Here is a 22,336-nt window from a genome sequence, read left to right as displayed (position 1 = left end):
GATCTATCCCTCTACCTTAAGTACTAGTTTGCCGAAATTTTCACCGTTAAAGAGCATCATCAAAGTATCAGGGAACGTCTCGATACCTTCAACGATATGGTCTTTTACTTTCATATCACCTGACTGAATCCAGCCAGCAATCTCTTTCATGGCGATTGGATATTCTTTGATATTATCGAACACCACGATGCCTTCCATGCGAGCACGATTGACCAGTAATGATAAATAGTTCGATGGGCCTTTTACTGCTGTGGTGTTGTTATATTGGCTGATAGCCCCGCAAATAACGATACGCGCATGTAGATTAATCTGAGTAAGCACGTCATTTAAGATATCACCGCCTACGTTGTCAAAGTACACATCGACACCGTCTGGGCAGGTTTTCTTTAGTGCTTTTTTCACATCTTCGTTTTTGTAATCAATCGTCGCATCAAACCCAAGCTCATCGACCAAGAACTTGCATTTCTCAGCACCGCCCGCGATACCAACGACGCGGCAGCCTTTAATTTTGGCAATCTGACCAACTAAGCTACCAACCGCACCAGCAGCTCCTGATACTACTACCGTTTCGCCTGCTTTTGGTTGACCTGTTTTTAGCAGACCGAAATACCCTGTCATACCTGGCATACCAAGTACACCCAAGTAGTAAGACAGCGGCGCTAGGCTCGGATCAACTTTATGCAGACCAGTACCATCGCTGACCGCATACGACTGTACGCCGTCGTGACCTGCGACATAGTCACCTACTGCAAATTTCTCATTTTTACTTTCAATCACTTCACCCACAGTACCGGCGCGCATCACTTCACCAATTTGTACTGGCGCGATATAAGATTTGGCATCGTTCAACCAACCACGCATCGCCGGATCGATAGAGATGTATTCAACCTTAATCAGTAGCTGACCATCGGTAATCGTCGGTATTTCTGTCTCGGTATAATCCCAAGTTTCAGCGCTTGGCTCACCTACTGGTCTTGCTTTTAGACGCCATTGTTTGTTTATCGTTGTCATGTCTCTTTCCTTAGAGTTGTCCTTAGAACCAGTCCGCTTGCATATCAGTGCAAACCGAATTGGTGTTGGTTAATAATTCGATGTCGCGTTTAACTAATGGTAGTTCCCAATCGATGAAGTATTTGGCTGCTTGTATCTTGCCTTTATAAAAGTTCTGCCGCTCGACATCTTGCGTCGTACTTAGTAGCTGCTCGGCTTTACTGGCTTGGCGAATCCAAATCCAGCTCAGTACAATTGAGGCAAAAATATTCATTAATGCTTGAGCATTACCGGTAAGCGTCAGTGCTTCTTCTGTCTGCAACACTTTGCCCAAATGCACGAGCACTTCATGCAACTGACCCATATAAGGCATCAGCTTGCCTGCAAGTTGCGCGCTCTCAGGCGTAGTGATACTTTCTAAATCTTTTGTAATTTCACGTTTTAGGATTTGAATACCCAACCCACCTTTTTGCCATAACTTGCGGAATGACAAATCTAGCGCCTGCACACCGTTTGTGCCTTCATGGATAGGATTTAGACGATTGTCACGCCAAAACTGCTCAGCCTGATATTCACGCGTATAGCCTGCGCCGCCCAATACTTGAATACCTAAGTCATTGGCTTTTGGACCATATTCAGATGGCCATGCTTTTAGCACTGGTGTTAGCAAATCTAATAGTTCAGTTAGCTCATTTTTTAGCGTTTCGTCTTCACAGGTATTGATACGGTCAATCAGGTTTGAGCCATATAGACATAATGAGATACCACCTTCAGAATAAGCTTTTTGTGCCAATAGCATGCGCTTTACGTCACCATGCTGAATAATAGCCGTTGCATCATCTTCAGGCTTATTGTTTGGCGCAATGCGACCTTGTGTACGGTCTTTGGCATAATCTAGCGAATACTGATAACCGCGATAACCAATCATAGACGCACCAAAACCAACTGCGATACGTGCCTCATTCATCATCTTGAACATATAACGCAAGCCAAAGTGCTCTTCACCGATTAAATAACCATGACAATCGCCTTCATCGCCGAAGCTCAATGCTGTAGAAGTTGCACCTCTATAACCAAGTTTATGAATCAACCCAGTCAAATGTACATCGTTACGCTCGCCTACAGACATATCATCGTTCAAGCGATACTTAGGCACCGCGAATAAAGAGATACCTTTTACGCCGCCTGGGCCACCTGGCACTTTTGCCAATACCAAATGCACGATATTATCAGACAGCTCATGATCACCTGCTGAGATATAAATCTTGCTGCCTTTGACGCGGTACGAGCCGTCTTCTTGTTTTACCGCAATGGTTTTGATATCAGCAAGTGATGAGCCTGCATGTGGCTCGGTCAGAGCCATGGTGCCGGTGAACTCACCTGTCAGCATGCGCGGCATAAAGGCTGCTTTGATATCGTCACTCGCAAAATGCGAGATGACGTTGATTGCCGCAGTGGTCAGAAATGGATAGGCAGTCGTTGATGGATTGGCTGCCATAAAGTAGCCTGCCACAGCTGTCATCACTGTCTCAGGTAACTGCATGCCGCCGTCTTCGAAGCTATAACGACCTGCGATAAAGCCAGAATCACGGAACGCATCAAAAGCGACTTTTACATCGTTTATCATGCTGACTTTTTTACCATCGAACTGCGGCTCTTTCTTATCTGCGATATGGTTGTGCGGCAGAAATAAATCTGTTGCAATCTTATTTGCCGTCTCTAGCACAGCATCAAATGTCTCGCGGCTATGTTCTGAAAACTTTGCGTGTTCAGTGAGTGATTCTGTGCCTAGCACATCATACAATTGGAAAGGTAATTCAAAATCGTTTAGGAGGGTATCTGCGGCCATAGTATTCTCGTTAACTGATTAAATGTGGTTATCAATTGATATTAGTCTAATTTGACACCTGTCCGTATTGTCATTTATGACATAATTATGGTCAAATAAGACATAAACAGAGTATCTAACTGGTTAAAATCAACCAAATAATGGCTATTTTGGTCAGCACAGCAAAGGAAACGAGTGACTTATGCCCTATTTCAAACCTTTTAAAATGATTATTCTTGGCTTCGATGGTGTGCTCGGTAGTGTACTATCTGGCGCATTGGACTTATTTTCATTCACGGGGGTCAGCTGGCAGCGCTTTTCAAATGAGTCTGTAGAGCCACGATTTAATGTTCAGATTGCAAGCTTAGGTGGTGGCGATATTAGATGCAGTAATCGATTAATCATGCAAGCCCATTGCGATATTCGAGACGTGACAGAGTGCGACTTATTGCTCGTGCCCACTATTGGCGATTCTATTGATAAGGTATTGACGCAAAACAGTGAGCTGCTGCCACATTTAGTACGGCTTGCAAATACCAAAGCCGATATAGCAAGCAACTGTAGCGGAGCATTTTTTTTGGCAAAGGCAGGATTATTGGATCATAAGATAGCCACAACTCACTGGGGCTATGCCAATAAGTTTAAGGCAGACTTTCCATTGGTGGACTTACAAGAGAATCAGTTTGTGACCCATTCAAGAAGCGAGTCAACAAACCAGTCGGGCAATATATTTTGTGCAGCTGGCGGCAGCGCCTTTTATGATTTGGGGCTATTATTAATTGAGCGCTACTGCGGACGTGAGATTTCTACACAGGTAGCAAAAACTCAAATTATCGATAGCAAAAGAGGTAGTCAAAATAGCTATACCAATGTGACCCTGCACAAGCCACATTCCGACCATTTAATTAAACAAGTACAAGAATATATCGAAGAAAACTTTCAACATTCTTTGCAGGTCAGCAGTCTGGCTGCCATGGTAAATATTACCCCGCGCACTTTAAACAGGCGCTTCCAGTCCTGCGTGGCAATGCGACCGATCGAGTATATTCAGGCCGTTAGAATTGAACAAGCCAAACGCTTACTTGAGTTGGGCGATGTATCGATAAAGTCGCTTGCCGATCAAGTAGGCTATGATGATATCTCTTCATTCACGCGTCTATTTAAACGTGCGACTGAACTGACACCAAAAGAATACCAAGATAAATTTTCACGGTTGGCTATTTAAAAAGGACAGTGATTAACGTTTAAGCAGTCTGCCACAAGCCTTCTACTTGGATAGCATCAGCCTTGATGGTTGGATAATCGGTAAATGCCAACTGATAGCCGCCATTTGCATTAGGACTCAGCTGGCAAGTCGCTCCCAGCGGAAAACTGTATTTTTTGCCGATATGACCAAAAGGCATACCACTATATATCGGCAATCCTGTTAGTTCATGCAGCTGACGAATGACTGTGGCGACATCATAACGTTTGTCATAGCTGTCCTCGCCCGTACCAGACACTGCTCCAAATACAATCGCTTGCTGACCTTTAAACATGCCTGCGAGATATAAGTCATATAACATGCGCTCAATACGATACGCCTGCTCACCGACATCTTCTAAAAACACAATACCGCCATCGATACGAGGTAAATACTCACTACCTGCCAGCGCTGACACGACACTTAGGTTACCACCCCAAATCGTACCAGTTAATGGTTTCGGCTCACCCTTTGTCAGTATGACAGGTAGCTGCTGACTGGTTAAGGTAGCATCTTGTATGCTGATAGTTAGATTAGGATTGGTTAACACTTCAACAAACTGCTGACAGCTGACTTTATCGGGCGCGGTTTTACCAAACTCACTATAGAGCATCGGTGCGGCAAGTGAGCTCATTGACCCTTTTGCCAATAGCGCACATTGGATAGCCGTCACATCGCTAAAGCCTGCGAGTATCGTGCCGCGCTCCTTCATAATCCGTCCTAGTGTCGACCAGTCCACCATAGGCAATATCCGCATGGCACCGTAACCACCGCGCACACCTAGCAGCAGCTTTGGTGCAGCTATTGCCCCAGTAGCAAGGTTTTGAAAATCGCTAGCACGCTGTGAGTCCGTTCCTGCAAAGCGTAAGTACTGACGATTGGTAATAGCAGGATTTTCCACTTTAAACCCAGCACAAGCCACGCGATCTAATGCCAACTGATTACGCTCATCACTACCGCCGACGTTAGAGCTAGCAAAAAGTCGCGTCTCAATCGTAGGCGTGATACAACCTGCCTGCGTCAGTGATTCCTGTGACGTTTGTGATGATGAGCTATCATTCAACAGCGAAGTTGGTAGATCATCCTTGGTCAGCTGCGTACTATGACCAGACTCGATAGGGCTGGCTGCAAGCGCTTGAGAAATACCTTGGCTCGCTAATACTGCTGTGCCTGCGCTCACACCGATTTGACGTAGAAACTGCCGACGGTTTAGCCCAGAGTTTGTTTCAGTTGCATGACTATTTTTATTATCTGTCCATGCCTGACGCTTAATCCCCATATCTTACTGCTACCTTATTGCTTTTATTTTTATGACTTGTGTTTTTAGACCTTGTGTCAGCATATTGTAGACGCTTTTCTGACACTGATGGTTGCCTAATCTTTACCGATATTTACTTTTTCGCTACTGAGACACACAATATAGGTCGATTAGATTTGTTACTGTAAATACAAATTCATCGCAAAAAACAAAAGGTAGTAATTATGTTTAATAAAAAAACGGATAAAAACAAGTCACTTGATTCTAATTTGGAATACCTTCTGGGCAAAGAAGATAAGCTGAAAGAAAAGTTAGAGGACAGCGGCTACCTTGAGCCATTTAGTGATGATTTAATGCTATTTATGAGTCTTGTCAAAGATTATTACAAAGGTGACTACCGTAAAATTCCTTTTAAGACAATCTCAGCTGGCGTTATTGGTGCGCTCTATGTGCTAAATCCAATTGACCTCATTCCTGATTCTATTCCGTTTATCGGCCATATCGATGATGCGCTAGTACTTAAGTTCTGTCTAAAGCAAGCTAGAAAAGATCTGCAAAAATACAAAGAATGGAAGCAGGAACAATCAGCTACTAAGGATAAATTAGAAGCTAACAACGACACTAGTAAGACTGATAACGATAAAACTAGTAGTGATGAGAAAGATAGCGACGAGACTGGTACTAACCTGAAGAAAGCCTCATAAATATTAATACTTTCAGCGATTAAAAAAAGTGATTCATAATCACAGTATTAAAAAAGCCACGACCGCGAATTAACTTTTCGGTCGTGGCTTTTTAGTTTTCATGATTCATCTGTCGTTAAATTTTAATCAGGCACTTCATAATTAGCCTTTTCTGGATTAAGACCAAACGAGTAGACGAAGGTCGCAACGAGGCTGTTGACAATAATGAAAGGTAAATCAATCGCAGCATGACCAAGTGCATAGCGACCAAGCAGCCAAGAGACGATCAACATGATAATAAAAAATGCACCCAAATATGCCAAAATCGCAGGGTGTTTTAGATTATAAGGCTGCTCAGGCGTCGGTTGTTTGTCTAATGCATATGTCCTTACCGCCCAACCAGCTGCATAAGAGAATCCGCCTAACACCACGTAACTGAAAAAATTCATATCGCTTAACTCTAATGGTATGACTGTTTATAACAAAATACTGTCTATGCAAATATCATCGACCAACAATGATATTTATAGTCGATACTTATCTAAATAATATCATCAATGCCTATTTAAATACTGTCATCAACATTATCGATAACAAGATTGGCATGTGGATTGGCTAAAATATCAGTATTCACCTCATCGCACTCCACGCGATAGATCGTGTTGGCACCTCGGTAGATATACGACAAGTACTCACTGTCTAAGAGCGGATCAATATTTGCGTAAGCTGGTTTGACATGAGCCAGTACAAGCACTCGATCAGGACGACCAATAACCGCATCGACATTATCTGGATCGATAGAGAAAAACTGCGGTATGTCGCTATTCTCGATCACTTCTAACGGCTCTGGAGTATCCCAAACGCGCTTAGCAGTGACGGGTTCTTTCATCTGCATCACCCAAGTGTCATCTTGCTGACTGATCTTTATCTGAGCAGGCTCATCTTGACTCACCGTATAACAACCCTCAAAGACAGACAGATCTGCTGCAACTTCGGTATCTGCTTGAGGGCTAGTATCATCACAAGCGCTCAGAAAAATCGCGCTGCTGGCAGTCACACTGAGCATCAAATACGTCAGTCTCTTATTAAATAAATTCGAGCGTAAGGACATAATGGGGTTATCCTGCAATCATGCATTAAAAACTTTTATTAAGTGTACTATTGTCAAAAAACCATCAAATAGCAGATACAAAAAATGCGCTTGGGCATCTTTGTAGCAAAGGCAGCTCTGTCATTAAAAAACCAGAGACTTTCAGCGAGCTTCGCTATTTTAACAGAAAACCAAGACGTTACTATTATGTTATAAGTTACCGTAACGGTTTTCTAACTTTGTGCGTCACGACTGCCCATATTTATGATAGATTTGCTATACTCACAACGTCATCATCGTCGTTCGAATAACGTAAACGAGATGCTCTAGTACTACCCTATGCTTACCAATTATCAGGTCCATACTCTTTTATGTCAGACACCCGTAATTCAATGCCAAACACTTATAAAGACAACGCGATTGATCCATTGGCTGCTAAAAAAAATACCACTGTGGCCTATACTGATGGTGCTTGCAAAGGCAATCCTGGCGCTGGCGGCTGGGGTGCACATCTTATATTTAGTGATGGCAGCACGCAAGATTTATACGGCGGCGACAAAGAAACCACCAATAACCGTATGGAACTAATGGGTGCGATACAAGCCCTGACCCATAGCCCGCATGAGCATACTCTTGAGATTTGGACTGACTCCAGTTATGTCAAAAAAGGCATCACTGAATGGATTGAAGGTTGGAAGAAAAAGGGCTGGAAAACTGCCAGTAAAAAGCCCGTCGCCAATCAAGACCTATGGCAACAATTGGATAAGCTCTGCCAACAGCGTGATGTTAGCTGGCATTGGGTCAAGGGTCACGCTGGACATGCTGGTAACGAAAAAGCAGATGAGCTGGCAAACTTAGGTGTTACATCAAACAGCGGGCATTCAGCTATAGTCAGTGAAGCAGATACGACTAAAAAAAAAGACCAAATAGTGAATGACATTAATCCTAATGCTGACATCAACACTGATACCTTGCAAAAATCGTCTAGCGCTGACTGGCTAAGTTTTGATCCATTGGGTCTAGATATGATGGACGATGAGTTTGATGAAGAGCTCTTAGAAAATGAGCCGCTAAGAGAAGATGGTCAGAGTACAGCTAACACCCTTAAGATGAACGAAGACATTGCTGTAGAATCTAACAGCCATCAAGACAATACATACAATCCGACGAGTACCAAAGCTATGCCAGATATTCAAACGCACCTAGATGATACCGTCGACAATGATATGTTGCCAAGTGTAGAATCTGACGCCCCTAAGTTCGATGGTGATACTAGCCGTGCTAACCCACATTTTAAGCCGCTACTACCAAAGCCGATACACCGCCATGAAGCAGATCGTCAGCTTATCATGGATACAGAAACCACAGGGCTTGATGCACTAAAAGGCGACCGTATTATCGAGGTCGGTATTGTGGAGCTGGTCGGACGTAAGTTTACTGGTGAAAAGCTGCACGTTTATATCAATCCGCAGCGTGGCATGGATGACGAAGTCATTCGTATTCATGGTATCTCTGAAGCATTTTTGACCGATAAGCCAACCTTTGATCAAGTGGCTCAGTCTTTGTATGACTTTATGGACGGCGCTGAGATTATCGCTCATAACGCTACTTTTGATATGAACTTCTTAAATATGGAGTTTGCAAAAGTTGGTCTGAATAACTTTGCTAATCGAGTGCAAGTAACCGATTCACTGGCGATGGCCAAGCAGCAATACCCTGGGCAAAAAAACACGCTAGATGCCCTCGTTCGTCGCCTAGATGTTGGTAAGCAAGACCGTACTTTTCACGGGGCATTACTTGACTCAGAGATTTTAGCCGAAGTTTATTTGGCGATGACTGGTGGACAGGTCACGCTTGCCATCGAAGAGGATACAGATACCGATGGCGGACAAACCGCTCATGCAAGTTTCGCCAATTTAGCGAATTTATTGCTGGCATCAACGGCGGATGAAACTGCTGACCAAAGCTGGTATGCCGCTTTGGCAGAAGATTATCCTGCCCTAAAAGCTAGCATATAATTGTCGTTCGAATTTTTATTGAACCGACATTTGTATAATTTAGTCTTGATTATTATGATAGAAAGCGTTAAAACATCACTAGCCAATACTTTCTAAATCAAATTTATAATATTGCTATTCTCATCAGTACATTATGGAAAAATACTTATGGACCAGTCTGCGCAAATGAAGCTAACCGCCCCAACGCTTAGTGTTACTGATTTTAACTTACCATCACTCCATTTACTGCATGATGAGGTTATAGCAACGCTTAAAGATACTGAAATTCATTTAGGTGAGTTCAATGATGATAGTAGTCAGGCACCTTTGTTGTCAGACTCTATCGAAGTATTAAAGCAGCTGTCTTGTATTTTTAAACTGATTTCTTTGGTCGGTGCAGAAGCATTGAATGACGCCATTGTTGGCGGTCTACAGAGACTTTATGACAATGGTGATAACAACGATACTGATTTGATCATGGATCTATCAGAAGCCATCATGACCTTGGATCGTTATGTCGAGTTTGTCCTCTTGACTGAATCGGTAGAGCCTACTCTACTGATACCTGTCATTAACAAGCTTAATGCACATAGTCAAAAAGCCCCTATTACAGCAGACTATTTTTCTGCATTTGGCAGCAGTAGCGTCATCATCGCCAATCCTGAACAAAACTTTGAATCTCTAAGCACGCTTAACCTAGATACAGAGCTGCTGACCAACGCGTATCGTAGTGGCCTTGGCATTGCATTACTCAATCAAGATGGCAACATTGACTCTGCGGATCAGCAAAAGCTGGATGCTATGAGTGCAGCCTGCGCATTAATCGCGTCAAATACTGATAGCTTATTTTGGCAAGCGGCGACTGCCGCCGTGACTGATATCGCAGCAGTATTACCATTAAACCTGAGTCAAAAACACACACTTATCTATTTAGAGCAGCAATTTCAAAGCTATTTACCAGTCATGGATACCCGCTTTGCAGATTTAGTGAGCTTTGCCTGTCAACGTAATAACGAGCAAGCGCAGCAATTACGTGAACAATATGCAAATAACCATTTAGAAGGTGCTCAGCTAGAACAGATGAAGCGCTTTTTATTCGGTCCTAACCGCGAACTTACCGATACGTTAAACACAATTATTCAACATCAGATCAATAACATTAAAGAACACGTCGATAGTTATGCACGTGGCGATTCAATTAATCCTATTGATATGCAGACAGCGCAGATTATTAAAGAGCTGGCCGAACTGAGTTCGGCATTACGTTTATTAGGTCTGTCCAACGCAGCCAATAGTCTTAGCGAAGCAGCAGAAGCTGTGAGCCATTGGCAAGCGCCTTCTCCTGAAGATTTCGATCATTTGCTACTAGCGCTAATGCATGCAGAGAACGCAACCATTGCTATGGCAGAGATGCATACACCAGGGGCAATCTATCTGCCACTGAATAATCCGCATATCTCATTGCATCAGCTTAATACAGCCAATGATACCTTGATACAAGAGAGCCGAACTGCGATTGCTAGTGCTGAGCAAGCCATCAATGATTATTTGGCGGAGCCTGAGCGCGATATGCTCAATATCCAAAATATCCCTGGGATGATGCGTCAAGTAGCAGGCGCAGTACGTTTCCTACAACTGCCCACACCTGCCAGCATGCTGAGTCAGCTAGCCAACTACATTGAAAAGCGTATCGAAGGCGGACGACGTATCGAAGACAGTACGTTAGCCTACATCGCTGATGTTATTATGGCGGTCGATCATCACTTAGATGGTTTTGAGAATAATCGCCCTGTTAGCAAGCAAGCACTTGATGTTGGTCAACAAAGCTTAAGCCACCTACTTGCTGCTTAACTTTTCTTATTGTCATGTCATGGTCATTATCTCTGAGCCATGACATCTCATTTGAATACAGATAACTCAAGATAATGTAGGTACAAGTCAGGCACGTGAAAGCACTATATTCATTAGGTTAAACTAGCCTAGTCATTAGGCTGAACCAACCTGACAATATATATGGATATCTGGGTATCTGGTTTACATAGAATTGATGATATTTTACTCTAAAATAGTCTGTGTCTACCTCGATGCGGACTTACTTTATAATGTTTGGAATTTTATATGACTCATGCTTTTGTATTAAGTGATGACAGTATCCTATGCCGTCAAATGCCAGATGGTTGGTGGCCTTTACAAGTTCAGCTATCGCCCGAGAGTAATGACTTAAGCGAGCAAGCTTATCAGGTTGGTCATGTCACGCTGCACGAGAGCCTAGCACCACATCATTGGTTATCAGATGACAACAATAGCGCTGGCAACCATGCAGAGGGTACGGTTGATGCCAATATGGATCATAGCTTTACCGCTCAAGCGACGAGCGCCATGACTTATGACTATGCAGTTGCTCATAACGTGACGCTACCAATTATTGTTGAAAGTAGTGGTAACACTTTTGTTCCTTATCGAAAACTGATGACTCATTTGCCAGTCGCCTTGTCAGATCAGATTAGCCAGGCAATACAACTATTAAGCTGGCAAACAGATACGCAGTTTTGTAGTCGCTGTGCTAGCCCTACCGTACATGCTGACCAAGGCGAGCGTGCCATGGTTTGTCCAGCATGTCGATTGCGCCAGTATCCTCGCGTACAACCGTGCGTTATTACTGCTATTACTCGGCCAAATCCAGTGACGGATGAGATGCAAATCTTATTGGCTCACCATCATCGTCATGGACAGCAGAACCTGCCGCCAATGTATGGTTTGATCGCAGGGTTTGTAGAAGTTGGAGAGAGTCTGGAGCATGCCGTAGTACGTGAAGTCGCAGAAGAGGTCAATATCAGCGTATCAGATATCCGCTATGTCAGTAGTCAGCCATGGCCATTCCCCTCTAACTTGATGCTTGGTTTTCGCGCCTCGTATGCCAGTGGCGATATTATCTTGCAAGAAGATGAGTTAGCACATGCTGATTTCTTCGATCTCTCAAACCTACCTAGAATTCCACCAAAGGGTAGTATCGCTCGCGATTTGATTGACCAAGTGGCTAAAGAACAAAATGTAGATTTATAATCAGCACTTATCTATAAACACCACATTTCGCTATAGTATTGTATTTTCAATCTCATCTCTTTAAAATCGCTGCTCCTGTTATAAGCGTTTTACTTCGAACTTCATTTTTAGTAAGTAACACGCCAAAATGAGCAGTAACACGCTAACATGAGCAAATGCTCTTATAAATACTGTTTTACAAAGACCGCTTTCTCAACCTTTTATCTCTATTTATACTAATACCAATTCTAACGACTGGTATTAAGGTCCTTAATTAAATGCAAAGTAGCACCAATATACGCTTAGTTAATCTACCTATCTTATTCGATGCATTACACATTGATACCTTGCCCGCTGACATACAAGCAAAAATTGCACGTGTGGATGCTTGTTTGCCACAGACGCAATGCGGACTATGTGAGCATCCAGATGGTTGCCTGCCATATGCCGCTGCGATTGTATTAGATGGCGAGCCGTATAACAAATGTGTGCCTGGTGGTCAGCCTGTCACCAATGCGATTGCTCAGACTCTCGATATAGATACTCTTGACACTACGCTAACGGCAGTGCCTTCACAGTGGCCAATAGATGCCACCTCTGAACGTCCGACCGAGGTTCGTGCGGTTATCCGTGAAGATGACTGTATCGGCTGCACCAAATGCATCCCTGCTTGCCCAGTCGATGCTATCGTTGGTACTGGTAAGCATATGCATACGATTTTTACAGATTTGTGCACGGGCTGCGAGCTCTGTATCGCGCCCTGCCCTGTTGATTGCATTGACTTAGTTGCGATTGAGCGAGAAATATTTGAGCCTGAGCGAATAGCAGAGCAAGAGGATTTGAGACAACGCTACCATACCCATTTGAAACGTGTCACAGAACAGCTTGCCGATACGAGCAATAGTAGACCTGTCGTTAGTATGGTAGAGGCTAAGCTCAATAATGCAGCAAGCCAGTCTCTAAACATCAGTGAATCGCAAGCGAAAAACACCATTGCAGCTGCCAAGCTCCGTACCAAAATCAAAAAACTGGAAAAGCAACTGAGTGTTCGTGCAAACGATAAGAAACAAGCAGAACTCGAATCCTTACAAGCCGAGCTTGAGTCATTGCAAGTAGCGCTATAACAGTAATAGCAGCTTACGCAATTAATGCGTTAATAAATTAACATTTTAATCATTAACATGAATGCTAGCGCTAGCATATAATTTGGCACCACCATTCATCAAAATAATAGTCAAAATGCCATGAGTAAAACGGTCAAACATAAAACAGCTGACACGCCGCCCTCTAGACGAATGCCCAATCGTGACGTGCGTCCCTTCTTTGAAAAGCTGGCAGCGACTATTGATGAACCTGTCACCGAACTCAATTATGACAGTAATTTTGAGTTACTTATCGCGGTAATTTTGTCCGCACAAGCGACTGATGTCAGTGTCAATATTGCTACCAAGCAATTGTACCCAATAGCTAACACGCCTGAAGCAATACTGGCACTAGGCGAAGACGGTCTAAAATCCTATATCAAAAACATTGGTTTATATAATACCAAAGCAAAAAACGTCATCAAAACCTGCCGTGATTTGATTGAGAAATTTGATAGCACCGTTCCTGATAACCGCAAAGACTTAGAATCACTGGCAGGTGTCGGCCGTAAAACTGCCAACGTTGTATTAAATACTGCTTTTGGCCAGCCGACCATGGCCGTTGACACGCATATCTTTCGTGTGGGTAATCGTACCGGGCTTGCCACTGGTAAAACCGTACTTATCGTCGAAAAAAAGCTGGTCGAGCGAATTCCAGAAGATTTCATCGTAGACGCCCATCATTATCTTATCTTACACGGCCGCTATACCTGTCAGGCTCGTACACCCAAATGCGGCGCTTGTCCCGTCTATGAAGAATGTATGTTCAAAGATAAAGCTACATTTTTAGAGTTGTAACGTATTGTTCATTTAAAGCAGACGCTACTGCTTGCTAATCGCTCAGCTAGCTAAACTGCTATCCAGTAACCACCTTTGATTGCAGTGAACTGCTTGTTGAGCATTTCTTATAGTAGAGCAAGTGTTGCTCACTAGAGTTTTATAACGTTTCAAGGTAGAATAACCCTATTTTGCGTTAAGAGATTTTGGCTATTACCCTGCTTCTGATAAGGCAATCTGCACATTAGCGTTGTCTATTAGGGCAAGTACTGACTCAACTCATTACCGCCAAGACCATATTAGAGCGAGGCAGTATCATTTTATATATATTGATTGAATGATAGTCCGCTCACCCTTTGGTCATATTTATTAGCAAAGATTTTAGTCAAAACCGATTTTAAATTAAGAAATACCGATTATCTGCCGCGTAAATGCGTGGTCAAAATTAATTAGAGCAGCACCTAGATGTGCTGCTTTTCCTACCCTTATTGATTCAATTAAGCGATCCCATTATGCGTGAATACAACTTATTTACCTCAGAATCTGTGAGCGAAGGCCATCCTGACAAAATGGCTGACCAAATATCAGACGCTATCCTTGACGCTATCTTACGTGAAGATCTGCACGCACGTGTGGCATGCGAAACCTTAGTAAAAACAGGCGCAGTCATACTTGCAGGTGAAATCACTACAACGGCAAATATCGATTTAGAGCGTCTGGTTCGTGACACCGTAAATGGCATCGGCTATCACCATTCAGACCTAGGCTTTGATGGCGAGACTTGTGCAGTCATCAACATGCTAGGTAAGCAATCTCCTGAAATTGCGCAAGGCGTCGATCGTAGCGACCCTGAAGAGCAAGGTGCAGGCGACCAAGGCTTAATGTTTGGTTATGCCAGTAATGAGACCGAAGTACTTATGCCAGCGCCTATCGAATATGCTCATCGTTTGATGGAGCGTCAGTCGGAGCTGCGCCGTGCTGGCGAGCTACCATGGTTGCGTCCAGATGCCAAAGCGCAGGTGACCTTGAAGTATGACGGCAATCGCCCTGTCGCCATCGATGCTGTTGTATTATCAACACAGCATGATCCAAGCATCTCGCAGTCAGACCTACAAGAAGCCGTGATGGAATCTATCATCAAGCAAGTGCTCCCAGCTGACTTATTGCACGCTGGCACACGCTATCATATCAACCCAACTGGCAAATTTGTGATTGGCGGTCCTGTCGGTGATGCTGGTTTGACTGGTCGTAAAATTATTGTTGATACTTACGGCGGCATGGCACGTCATGGTGGCGGTGCGTTCAGTGGTAAAGATCCTTCAAAAGTCGATCGCAGTGCTGCTTATGCGGTACGTTATGTGGCCAAAAACATCGTAGCAGCAGGATTAGCTGAGCGCTGTGAAGTACAGGTCAGCTATGCGATTGGTGTCGCTGAACCTACTTCTATTTCTGTCAATACCTTTGGTACTAGCAAAATCAGTAACGATGAGATCATTCGCTTGATTCGTACTCACTTTGACCTACGTCCTTACGGCATTACCCGTATGTTGAATTTACTACAACCAATGTATCAGCAGACTGCTACCTTTGGACACTTTGGTCGTCCAGGTTCAGAGACTGCCTTTACGTGGGAAAAAACAGACAAAGCTGATATCTTAAAAGCAGACGCTGGTTTATAAGAGTCACTACTTTAAAACGTTTACAAACCATTTTTATATACTAAAAACTACTGACACTTATTATTAGGAGTTGCTTATGTCTCAAGACAATATTCAAGACCAAAATGCTGATGCTAACATCGAAATCACCCCTGAAATGCAGGCATTCTATCAACGTGCTGATGCTATCATCGGTATCGCCAACAGCCAGCTAGGCCCTGAAGCACATTCAGGTCAAGTAGGTGCTTCTTTATTGTATGCGGCAGCACGCTATAGCGCGTCAGTTGCCTCTATCGGTTTCGTCAAAGGCGATGATTTCGCCAAAGAAAAAGACGATATCGTCGAGTTTTATGTCAAACAGTATCGCCAAATGCTGAGCGATAACTTAACGGATTATGCTCAAAACTTTGACAAGTACGTGCAGCTAAATCAAGATGACAAACCAGCTGAATAAGCGAATGTCGTCAGTCTAAATGTCTCTCATTTAGACATACTGTCGTAGTATCAATATTTGATGGCAGAAAACAAAACCCCAAGCTTAATTGAGCTTGGGGTTTTTTGTATGATGCTTAAGTGGATAGCTACTGACAAATGAGCTACCATAAATGCTTAAGCGTTTGTCATCAGTAGGCAAATCCATCAGCGATAACAGGATGCTATCGAATATTATGAATAAGGACATTTCTTATGAAACAAACTATATCTACTCGTCGATTTTCCACAATTAATCAATCTTCGTTCAAACCATCGTCACTTATATTGATATTAGTTCTAGCTTTAACGGGCTGTAGCTCTATGTCTGATGTAGGCATGTCTGGTCAAACACCTACCCCATCCAGTCCTGATATCAGCCAGCAATTTGAAGGTGCTGCTCTTACTCAATGTCCACCCGCTAACCCTGCCAACAATATCTGTACGGCACAATATGAACCCGTCTGTGTAAAAACGAAAGTTGGATCAGTTGTTAGCTACCGAACGGCTAGTAATGCCTGTTCGGCCTGTAATATTCCTGAAGCTATCGGTTATACAAAAGGCGAATGCAGCTAATCTATAAAGCTGTTATATCGAAAGCTGCTGTATTAAAAGAATTCCTATTAAAAATATTGAACATACATAAAAATACCCAGCTTATGACAAGCTGGGTATTTTTGTAGCTAGAAAATACACTTTAAAGCTTAAGCATCTTTCTCAAGTGCTGGTGGGCCTTTTAGCAACTCTTCATCACGGAATTCATTAGCTGAGTTATGCTCTGCTGACTCTTCTGTGGTGAACCATTGCTGATTACGATACAGTATCAAGCGATCTCGACTGAGACCGCGCAGTAGAGAATACATCATCACGACGATCACAATAGCAAAAGGAAATCCTGAGACAATCGATGCCGCTTGTAACGCACTCAAACCACCTGCTGCCAATAATACAGCGGCGATAACGCCTTCAGAACCAGCCCAAAATAAGCGCTGAATCTTTGGTGGATTGGTATCACCACCTGATGTCAGCATATCGATGACAAAACTGGCTGAATCTGATGAGGTAACAAACCATAGGACAATCATCACCACGATGAGCAAGTTGACCGCACCCGTTAATGGATAAGACTCCATCAATTTAAAGATAGCACTACCTGTATCGGCTTTGACCGCCTCGATCAGACCTGGACTAACTATGTTAGGGTCTGCTGCTGCCACCAGCTCCATATTTACCGCAGAACCACCAAAAGCAGTAAACCATAAGAACAATATCGTGATAGGAATTAATAGCACCCCTAAGATGAACTCACGGATAGTACGACCACGAGAGATACGGGCAACGAATACCCCAACGAATGGTGACCAACTAATCCACCATGCCCAATAGAAAATCGTCCAAGAGGCTTGCCAATTTTCTTCGCCTCTATAAGACTCTGTCCACAAACCTAATGGCACGATTTGATGCAAATAGTTGCCGATGTTTTCTACAAAGCTGTTAAAAATAAACTGCGTAGGCCCAAAGATAATCACAAAACTTAGCAATATCACAGTGAACAATATATTGGTATCACTTAGACGCTTGATGCCTTTATCCAATCCCATAAACAGAGATAGCCCTGCTAGCATGGTGATAAGGCCAATCAAAATAATCTGCACCGTAATATTATTGGGTATACCAAATAACGTCTCAAGGCCCGAGTTAATCTGCAAGACGCCAAGACCTAACGTGGTCACTACCCCAAACATCGTACCAAATACGGCGAGCGTATCTACCGTATGTCCCCAACCACCGTAGATCTTTTTACCCAATATTGGATAAAGGGTCGAACGGATAGCCAGTGGTAAACCTACTCGATAATGAAAATATGCGAGCGATAGCGCAACCATGCCATATAGCGCCCATACATGTAGACCATAATGTAGGAACGAGATATTCATCGCTTGTTTGGCAGCGGCGACTGTCTCCGCCTCGCCTAATGGTGGTGCCATGAAATGATACAGCGGCTCAGCGGTGCCCCAATAAAGCAGCCCGATACCGATACCTGCTGAAAACAGCATACCAATCCAAGAAACCATATTGTACTCTGGCCTTTCATTCTGATGACCGAGTCTGATATCGCCGTAGCGGCTAAATATCATATAAATACTCATGACCAATGTTAAATTGACCACGACAATAAAAAACCAGCCGAAACGTAAAGAGACAAATGCTTTTGCTTGGTTAAATACTACTTCTGCTTGTTCGTTAAATAAAGCGCCAAAAATAATGAACGCCAGTATCAAGATTGCTGAAGTCAAAAATACAGGTTTACTTACCCGCGGAAAAGGGCCTAATCGGCCAACTTTTACATGATCCATAGGTATATCCCCAAAAAAGTGCGTAACCATACCAAGGTATGAACGAATTATCAAATATAACACCTTGTAAATACTACCGAATGTATAGAAATAGTAGTAACATTTCGGTAATAATTTTCAACAATACGAATTTGTCCTGAATAAATTTAAGTATTTTCACCCAATAAAGAAGCCCCAATTTAAAAATAAATCAGGGCTTCTTCTATCAAAAGCTTAAATAGCAGTCTTACTTTTACCTACTTTTTAGTCACCTTTTACAATCTTAGGTGGCCCTTTTAGTAGATGCTCATCAGCAAATTCATCTGCCGAGTTGTGATCTGCTGACTCTTCAGTAATATAGTGCTGCTGCGCTCTATATAGTATTAGTCGATCGCGACTCAAACCACGCAGTAGCGCATACATCATGGCAAATATAACCACGGCAAATGGCAATCCTGCTACGATAGCGGCTGCTTGTAACGCGCTCAATCCACCAGCAGCCAACAAAACAGCAGCAATGACGCCTTCGGTGCTTGCCCAAAATAAACGTTGGATCTTTGGCGGATTGGTATCACCACCTGCGGTCAGCATATCAATGACAAAACTTGCTGAATCTGATGAGGTCACAAACCACAATACAATCATAATCACAATCATAAATGTGATGGGTTGCGCCAACGGATAGTACTCAACCAATTTAAAAATCGCACTACCAAAATCTGTTTGTACCGCCTCGACCAGTCCAGGACTAACCAACGCCGGATCAATAGCAGCGAGCAACTCCATATGAATAGCAACGCCGCCGAAAGTTGAAAACCAAAAGAACAATATGGTCATAGGGATAAGCAATACACCAAGTACAAACTCTCTAATCGTACGACCACGGCTGATACGAGCAATAAACACGCCGACAAATGGTGCCCAACTTACCCACCATGCCCAATAAAATATCGTCCATGCTGACTGCCAGTTTGCCTCACCTTCATAAGACTCACCCCACAGACCTAATGGCACAACCACTGAAAGATAGTTGCCGATATTTTCTAGGAAGCTATCAAAAATGAAAAGCGTCGGCCCTAAGACGACCATAAAACCAAGCAAAATAGCCGTTAGACCAATGTTCACATCGCTTAGACGCTTGATACCCTTATCCAAGCCCATCATGACAGAACAGGCGGCTAAAGCAGTAACAAAGGCAATCAGAGCGATTTGTATTGTGAGGTTATTAGGAATACCAAATAATTTCTCAAGCCCTGAGTTAATTTGCATAACGCCAAGACCGAGTGACGTCACCACACCAAACATCGTACCGAATACAGCTAAGATATCAACGGCATGACCCCACGAGCCATATATCTTTTTACCCAATATAGGATAAAGGGTTGAGCGAATCGATAGTGGTAAGCCACGGCGAAAATGGAAATAGGCTAAAGATAGCGCTACAATCGCGTACAATGCCCAAGCATGTAAGCCCCAATGTAAAAAGGTAATATTCATCGCCTGCTTGGCGGCTTCTATCGTTTCCTTTTCACCGAGTGGCGGTGCCATAAAGTGATATAAGGGCTCTGCTGTACCCCAGTAGACAAGTCCAATACCAATACCAGCAGAGAACAGCATACCAATCCACGAGAATAGACTGTACTGTGGTGTCTCAGTTTGAGCACCAAGGCGAATATCGCCATAACGGCTCATAGACAAATAAACACAAAGTCCTAAGGCCACATTAACGAGAATAATGAAAAACCAACCAAATTTATCGGTAATAAAGCCTTGTAAAAAACTGAACAACGTACCGGCAGATTCAGTAAAAAAAACACCAAGAACAATAAATGTAATAATCAGTAATGCTGAAGTTAAAAAAACAGGTTTACTTACCCGCGGGAAAGGGCCTAACCTGCCAACTTTTACATGATCCATAGGTATATCCCCAAAAAAGTGCGTAATCATACTAAGGTATGAACGAATCACTAAATATAACATCATGTAAATACTGCCGAATGTATAGAAATCGTAGTAACATTGCAGCAATAATATTTCGACAAACTGAATTTGTTCTGAATAAATTTAAATATCTTCACCCAATAAAGAAGCCCCAATTTAAAAATAAATTGGGGCTTCTCTTATCAAAAGCTTAAGTAGCTGTCTTGATGCTATCTACTTCTTAGTCACCTTTAACAATCTTAGGTGGCCCTTTTAACAGATGCTCGTCAACGAACTCATTCGCTGAGTTATGGTCTGCTGATTCATCTGTAATAAAGCCTTGCTGCGCTCTGTATAGAATCAGACGATCGCGACTCAAACCACGCAGTAGCGCATACATCATGACAAAGACAACCAAAGCAAACGGTAGTCCTGCTACGATAGCGGCTGCTTGTAACGCGCTCAATCCACCAGCCGCTAGCAAGATAGCAGCGATAACACCTTCTGTCGTTGCCCAAAATAAGCGCTGGATTTTAGGTGGGTTGGTATCGCCACCAGCAGTCAACATATCGATGACAAAGCTAGCAGAATCTGACGAGGTCACAAACCATAGCATAATCATGACGACAATCAGTAGCGTAATCGGTTTTGCCAATGGATAGTACTCAACCAACTTAAAGATGGCACTACCAGAATCCGCTTGTACTGCTTCAACCAATCCTGGGCTAACACCTGACACAGCAGAAGCAAGCTCCATATGAACAGCAACGCCGCCAAAGGTGGTAAACCAGAAGAACAAAATCAGCATTGGAATCAGTAGTACACCAAGCGTAAACTCACGAATCGTACGGCCACGAGAGATACGAGCGATAAAGATACCAACGAATGGTGCCCAACTAACCCACCATGCCCAATAAAATATCGTCCAACTACTTTGCCAATCTGTCCCGCTATAAGACTCACCCCATGTACCTAGAGGTACAATCACAGTCAGATAGTTGCCGATGTTTTCGATAAAACTATCAAAGATAAACAGCGTTGGTCCTAAGATGACCATAAACGCTAATAAGACGATAGTGAAACCAATATTGATATCACTTAAACGCTTAATACCTTTATCCAAACCCATCAAGACTGAAGCTGCCGCTAGCGCTGTGATGAAAGCGATCAAGCCAAACTGTACGGTAAGACTGTTAGGCGTACCAAACAGCTTTTCGAGTCCAGAGTTGATCTGCATAACCCCAAGTCCAAGCGAGGTAACCACACCAAACATCGTACCAAACACAGCCAAAATATCGACCGTGTGCCCCCAACGACCATAGATCTTTTTACCAAGTAAAGGATACAAAGTAGATCGAATCGATAATGGCAGGCCGCGACGGAAATGAAAATACGCTAAAGATAGCGCTACAATCGTATAAATCGCCCAAGCATGTAGACCCCAATGCATAAATGAGATATTCATTGCTTGCTTGGCGGCTTCTACTGTCTCGGCATCGCCCATTGGTGGTGCCATAAAGTGATACAGCGGCTCTGCTGTACCCCAATAAACCAGACCAATACCAATACCTGCAGAAAATAGCATGCCAATCCAAGAAAACAGATTGTACTGCGGTCGCTCTGTTTGGTTACCTAGTCGAATGTCACCATAGCGACTCATTGCCAAGTATATACAAAGCGCAAGCGCGGTATTGACCAGAATAATGAATAGCCAACCAAACTTATCGGTAATAAAATTTTGTAAAAAACTAAAAACAGCCCCTGCTGTTTCGGTGAAAAACGCACCGAAAATAATAAAGCCAACAATCAGCAGTGACGATGTAATAAACACAGGTTTACTTACCCGCGGAAAAGGTCCTAATCTGCCTACTTTTACTTCTTCCATGTGCAAGTCTCAAATT

Annotated in this window: 18 protein-coding genes; 10 read left to right on the top strand and 8 right to left on the bottom strand. The window is 43.1% G+C overall.

Translation table 11 applies throughout. The features are described 5' to 3' along the window. Nucleotides 1-3: 3 nt before the first annotated feature. Both ABFV72_RS11575 and ABFV72_RS11570 read right to left on the bottom strand, forming a co-directional pair. Nucleotides 4-1,011: an NADP-dependent oxidoreductase gene (locus tag ABFV72_RS11575; RefSeq protein WP_102091185.1), complete on the bottom strand. Its 1,008-nt coding sequence runs from the start codon at nt 1,009-1,011 to the stop codon at nt 4-6. A 22-nt stretch (nt 1,012-1,033) separates the two neighbouring features. Beyond that, complete coding sequence (locus ABFV72_RS11570) at nt 1,034-2,839, bottom strand: acyl-CoA dehydrogenase (RefSeq protein WP_347163816.1); 1,806 nt, start codon at nt 2,837-2,839, stop codon at nt 1,034-1,036. Nucleotides 2,840-3,020: 181 nt separating this feature from the next. Here ABFV72_RS11570 and ABFV72_RS11565 point away from each other — a divergent pair, with 181 nt between their 5' ends. Continuing rightward, nucleotides 3,021-4,043 (top strand): GlxA family transcriptional regulator, encoded by a 1,023-nt coding sequence (locus ABFV72_RS11565; protein ID WP_114700239.1) that lies wholly within the window; start codon nt 3,021-3,023, stop codon nt 4,041-4,043. 19 nt (nt 4,044-4,062) lie between these two features. Here the strand turns inward: ABFV72_RS11565 and ABFV72_RS11560 are convergent, their stop codons facing one another. Next, nucleotides 4,063-5,340, bottom strand: a complete 1,278-nt coding sequence (locus ABFV72_RS11560; protein WP_347163815.1) for an LD-carboxypeptidase — start codon at nt 5,338-5,340, stop codon at nt 4,063-4,065. Nucleotides 5,341-5,543: 203 nt separating this feature from the next. On the opposite strand from ABFV72_RS11560, the gene ABFV72_RS11555 reads away from it, so the two are divergent. Then, the gene (locus ABFV72_RS11555) at nt 5,544-6,023 is read left to right on the top strand and encodes a YkvA family protein (RefSeq protein ID WP_179799277.1); all 480 of its coding nucleotides are present in this window, start codon (nt 5,544-5,546) and stop codon (nt 6,021-6,023) included. A gap of 122 nt (nt 6,024-6,145) precedes the next feature. Here ABFV72_RS11555 and ABFV72_RS11550 read toward each other — a convergent pair whose 3' ends face one another. Together ABFV72_RS11550 and ABFV72_RS11545 are read right to left on the bottom strand one after the other, a co-directional pair. After that, nucleotides 6,146-6,451, bottom strand: a complete 306-nt coding sequence (locus ABFV72_RS11550; RefSeq protein ID WP_347163813.1) for a hypothetical protein — start codon at nt 6,449-6,451, stop codon at nt 6,146-6,148. A gap of 116 nt (nt 6,452-6,567) precedes the next feature. Next, nucleotides 6,568-7,113, bottom strand: a complete 546-nt coding sequence (locus ABFV72_RS11545) for a hypothetical protein (protein WP_347163812.1) — start codon at nt 7,111-7,113, stop codon at nt 6,568-6,570. A gap of 350 nt (nt 7,114-7,463) precedes the next feature. On the opposite strand from ABFV72_RS11545, the gene dnaQ reads away from it, so the two are divergent. The 8 genes from dnaQ to ABFV72_RS11505 all read left to right on the top strand — a co-directional run bounded on the left by dnaQ (nt 7,464) and on the right by ABFV72_RS11505 (nt 16,755). Continuing rightward, on the top strand, nt 7,464-9,110 hold the full coding sequence (gene dnaQ / locus ABFV72_RS11540; RefSeq protein ID WP_347163810.1) for a DNA polymerase III subunit epsilon: 1,647 nt from the start codon (nt 7,464-7,466) through the stop codon (nt 9,108-9,110). A 147-nt stretch (nt 9,111-9,257) separates the two neighbouring features. Continuing rightward, on the top strand, nt 9,258-10,940 hold the full coding sequence (locus ABFV72_RS11535) for a hypothetical protein (protein WP_347163809.1): 1,683 nt from the start codon (nt 9,258-9,260) through the stop codon (nt 10,938-10,940). A gap of 267 nt (nt 10,941-11,207) precedes the next feature. After that, nucleotides 11,208-12,152, top strand: a complete 945-nt coding sequence (gene nudC, locus ABFV72_RS11530) for an NAD(+) diphosphatase (RefSeq protein ID WP_347163808.1) — start codon at nt 11,208-11,210, stop codon at nt 12,150-12,152. A gap of 257 nt (nt 12,153-12,409) precedes the next feature. Beyond that, entirely contained in the window at nt 12,410-13,255 is an 846-nt protein-coding gene (locus ABFV72_RS11525) for an RnfABCDGE type electron transport complex subunit B (RefSeq protein WP_347163807.1), read from the top strand. A 120-nt stretch (nt 13,256-13,375) separates the two neighbouring features. Beyond that, a complete protein-coding gene (gene nth, locus ABFV72_RS11520) occupies nt 13,376-14,071 on the top strand; it encodes an endonuclease III (RefSeq protein WP_347163805.1) in 696 nt (231 codons plus the stop codon). 491 nt (nt 14,072-14,562) lie between these two features. After that, the gene (gene metK / locus ABFV72_RS11515; RefSeq protein WP_057760687.1) at nt 14,563-15,729 is read left to right on the top strand and encodes a methionine adenosyltransferase; all 1,167 of its coding nucleotides are present in this window, start codon (nt 14,563-14,565) and stop codon (nt 15,727-15,729) included. 76 nt (nt 15,730-15,805) lie between these two features. Continuing rightward, nucleotides 15,806-16,162 carry a DUF3144 domain-containing protein gene (locus tag ABFV72_RS11510; protein WP_102078350.1) on the top strand — a complete coding sequence of 119 codons (357 nt, stop codon included), beginning with the start codon at nt 15,806-15,808 and terminating at the stop codon, nt 16,160-16,162. A gap of 341 nt (nt 16,163-16,503) precedes the next feature. Further along, the gene (locus ABFV72_RS11505) at nt 16,504-16,755 is read left to right on the top strand and encodes a hypothetical protein (protein ID WP_347163804.1); all 252 of its coding nucleotides are present in this window, start codon (nt 16,504-16,506) and stop codon (nt 16,753-16,755) included. Between the two features lie 128 nt (nt 16,756-16,883). Here the strand turns inward: ABFV72_RS11505 and ABFV72_RS11500 are convergent, their stop codons facing one another. From ABFV72_RS11500 to ABFV72_RS11490, 3 genes are all read right to left on the bottom strand, one after another. Then, nucleotides 16,884-18,536, bottom strand: coding sequence for a BCCT family transporter (locus ABFV72_RS11500; RefSeq protein ID WP_057760694.1), 1,653 nt, complete (start codon nt 18,534-18,536; stop codon nt 16,884-16,886). A gap of 243 nt (nt 18,537-18,779) precedes the next feature. Further along, the gene (locus ABFV72_RS11495; protein WP_347163802.1) at nt 18,780-20,432 is read right to left on the bottom strand and encodes a BCCT family transporter; all 1,653 of its coding nucleotides are present in this window, start codon (nt 20,430-20,432) and stop codon (nt 18,780-18,782) included. Nucleotides 20,433-20,676: 244 nt separating this feature from the next. Further along, the gene (locus ABFV72_RS11490) at nt 20,677-22,320 is read right to left on the bottom strand and encodes a BCCT family transporter (protein WP_191113839.1); all 1,644 of its coding nucleotides are present in this window, start codon (nt 22,318-22,320) and stop codon (nt 20,677-20,679) included. Nucleotides 22,321-22,336 lie beyond the last annotated feature (16 nt).

It is taken from the genome of Psychrobacter proteolyticus (assembly GCF_039762275.1).
Classification (GTDB): Bacteria; Pseudomonadota; Gammaproteobacteria; order Pseudomonadales; family Moraxellaceae; genus Psychrobacter; species Psychrobacter proteolyticus_C.
This window is presented reverse-complemented; position numbering and strand designations above follow the sequence as displayed.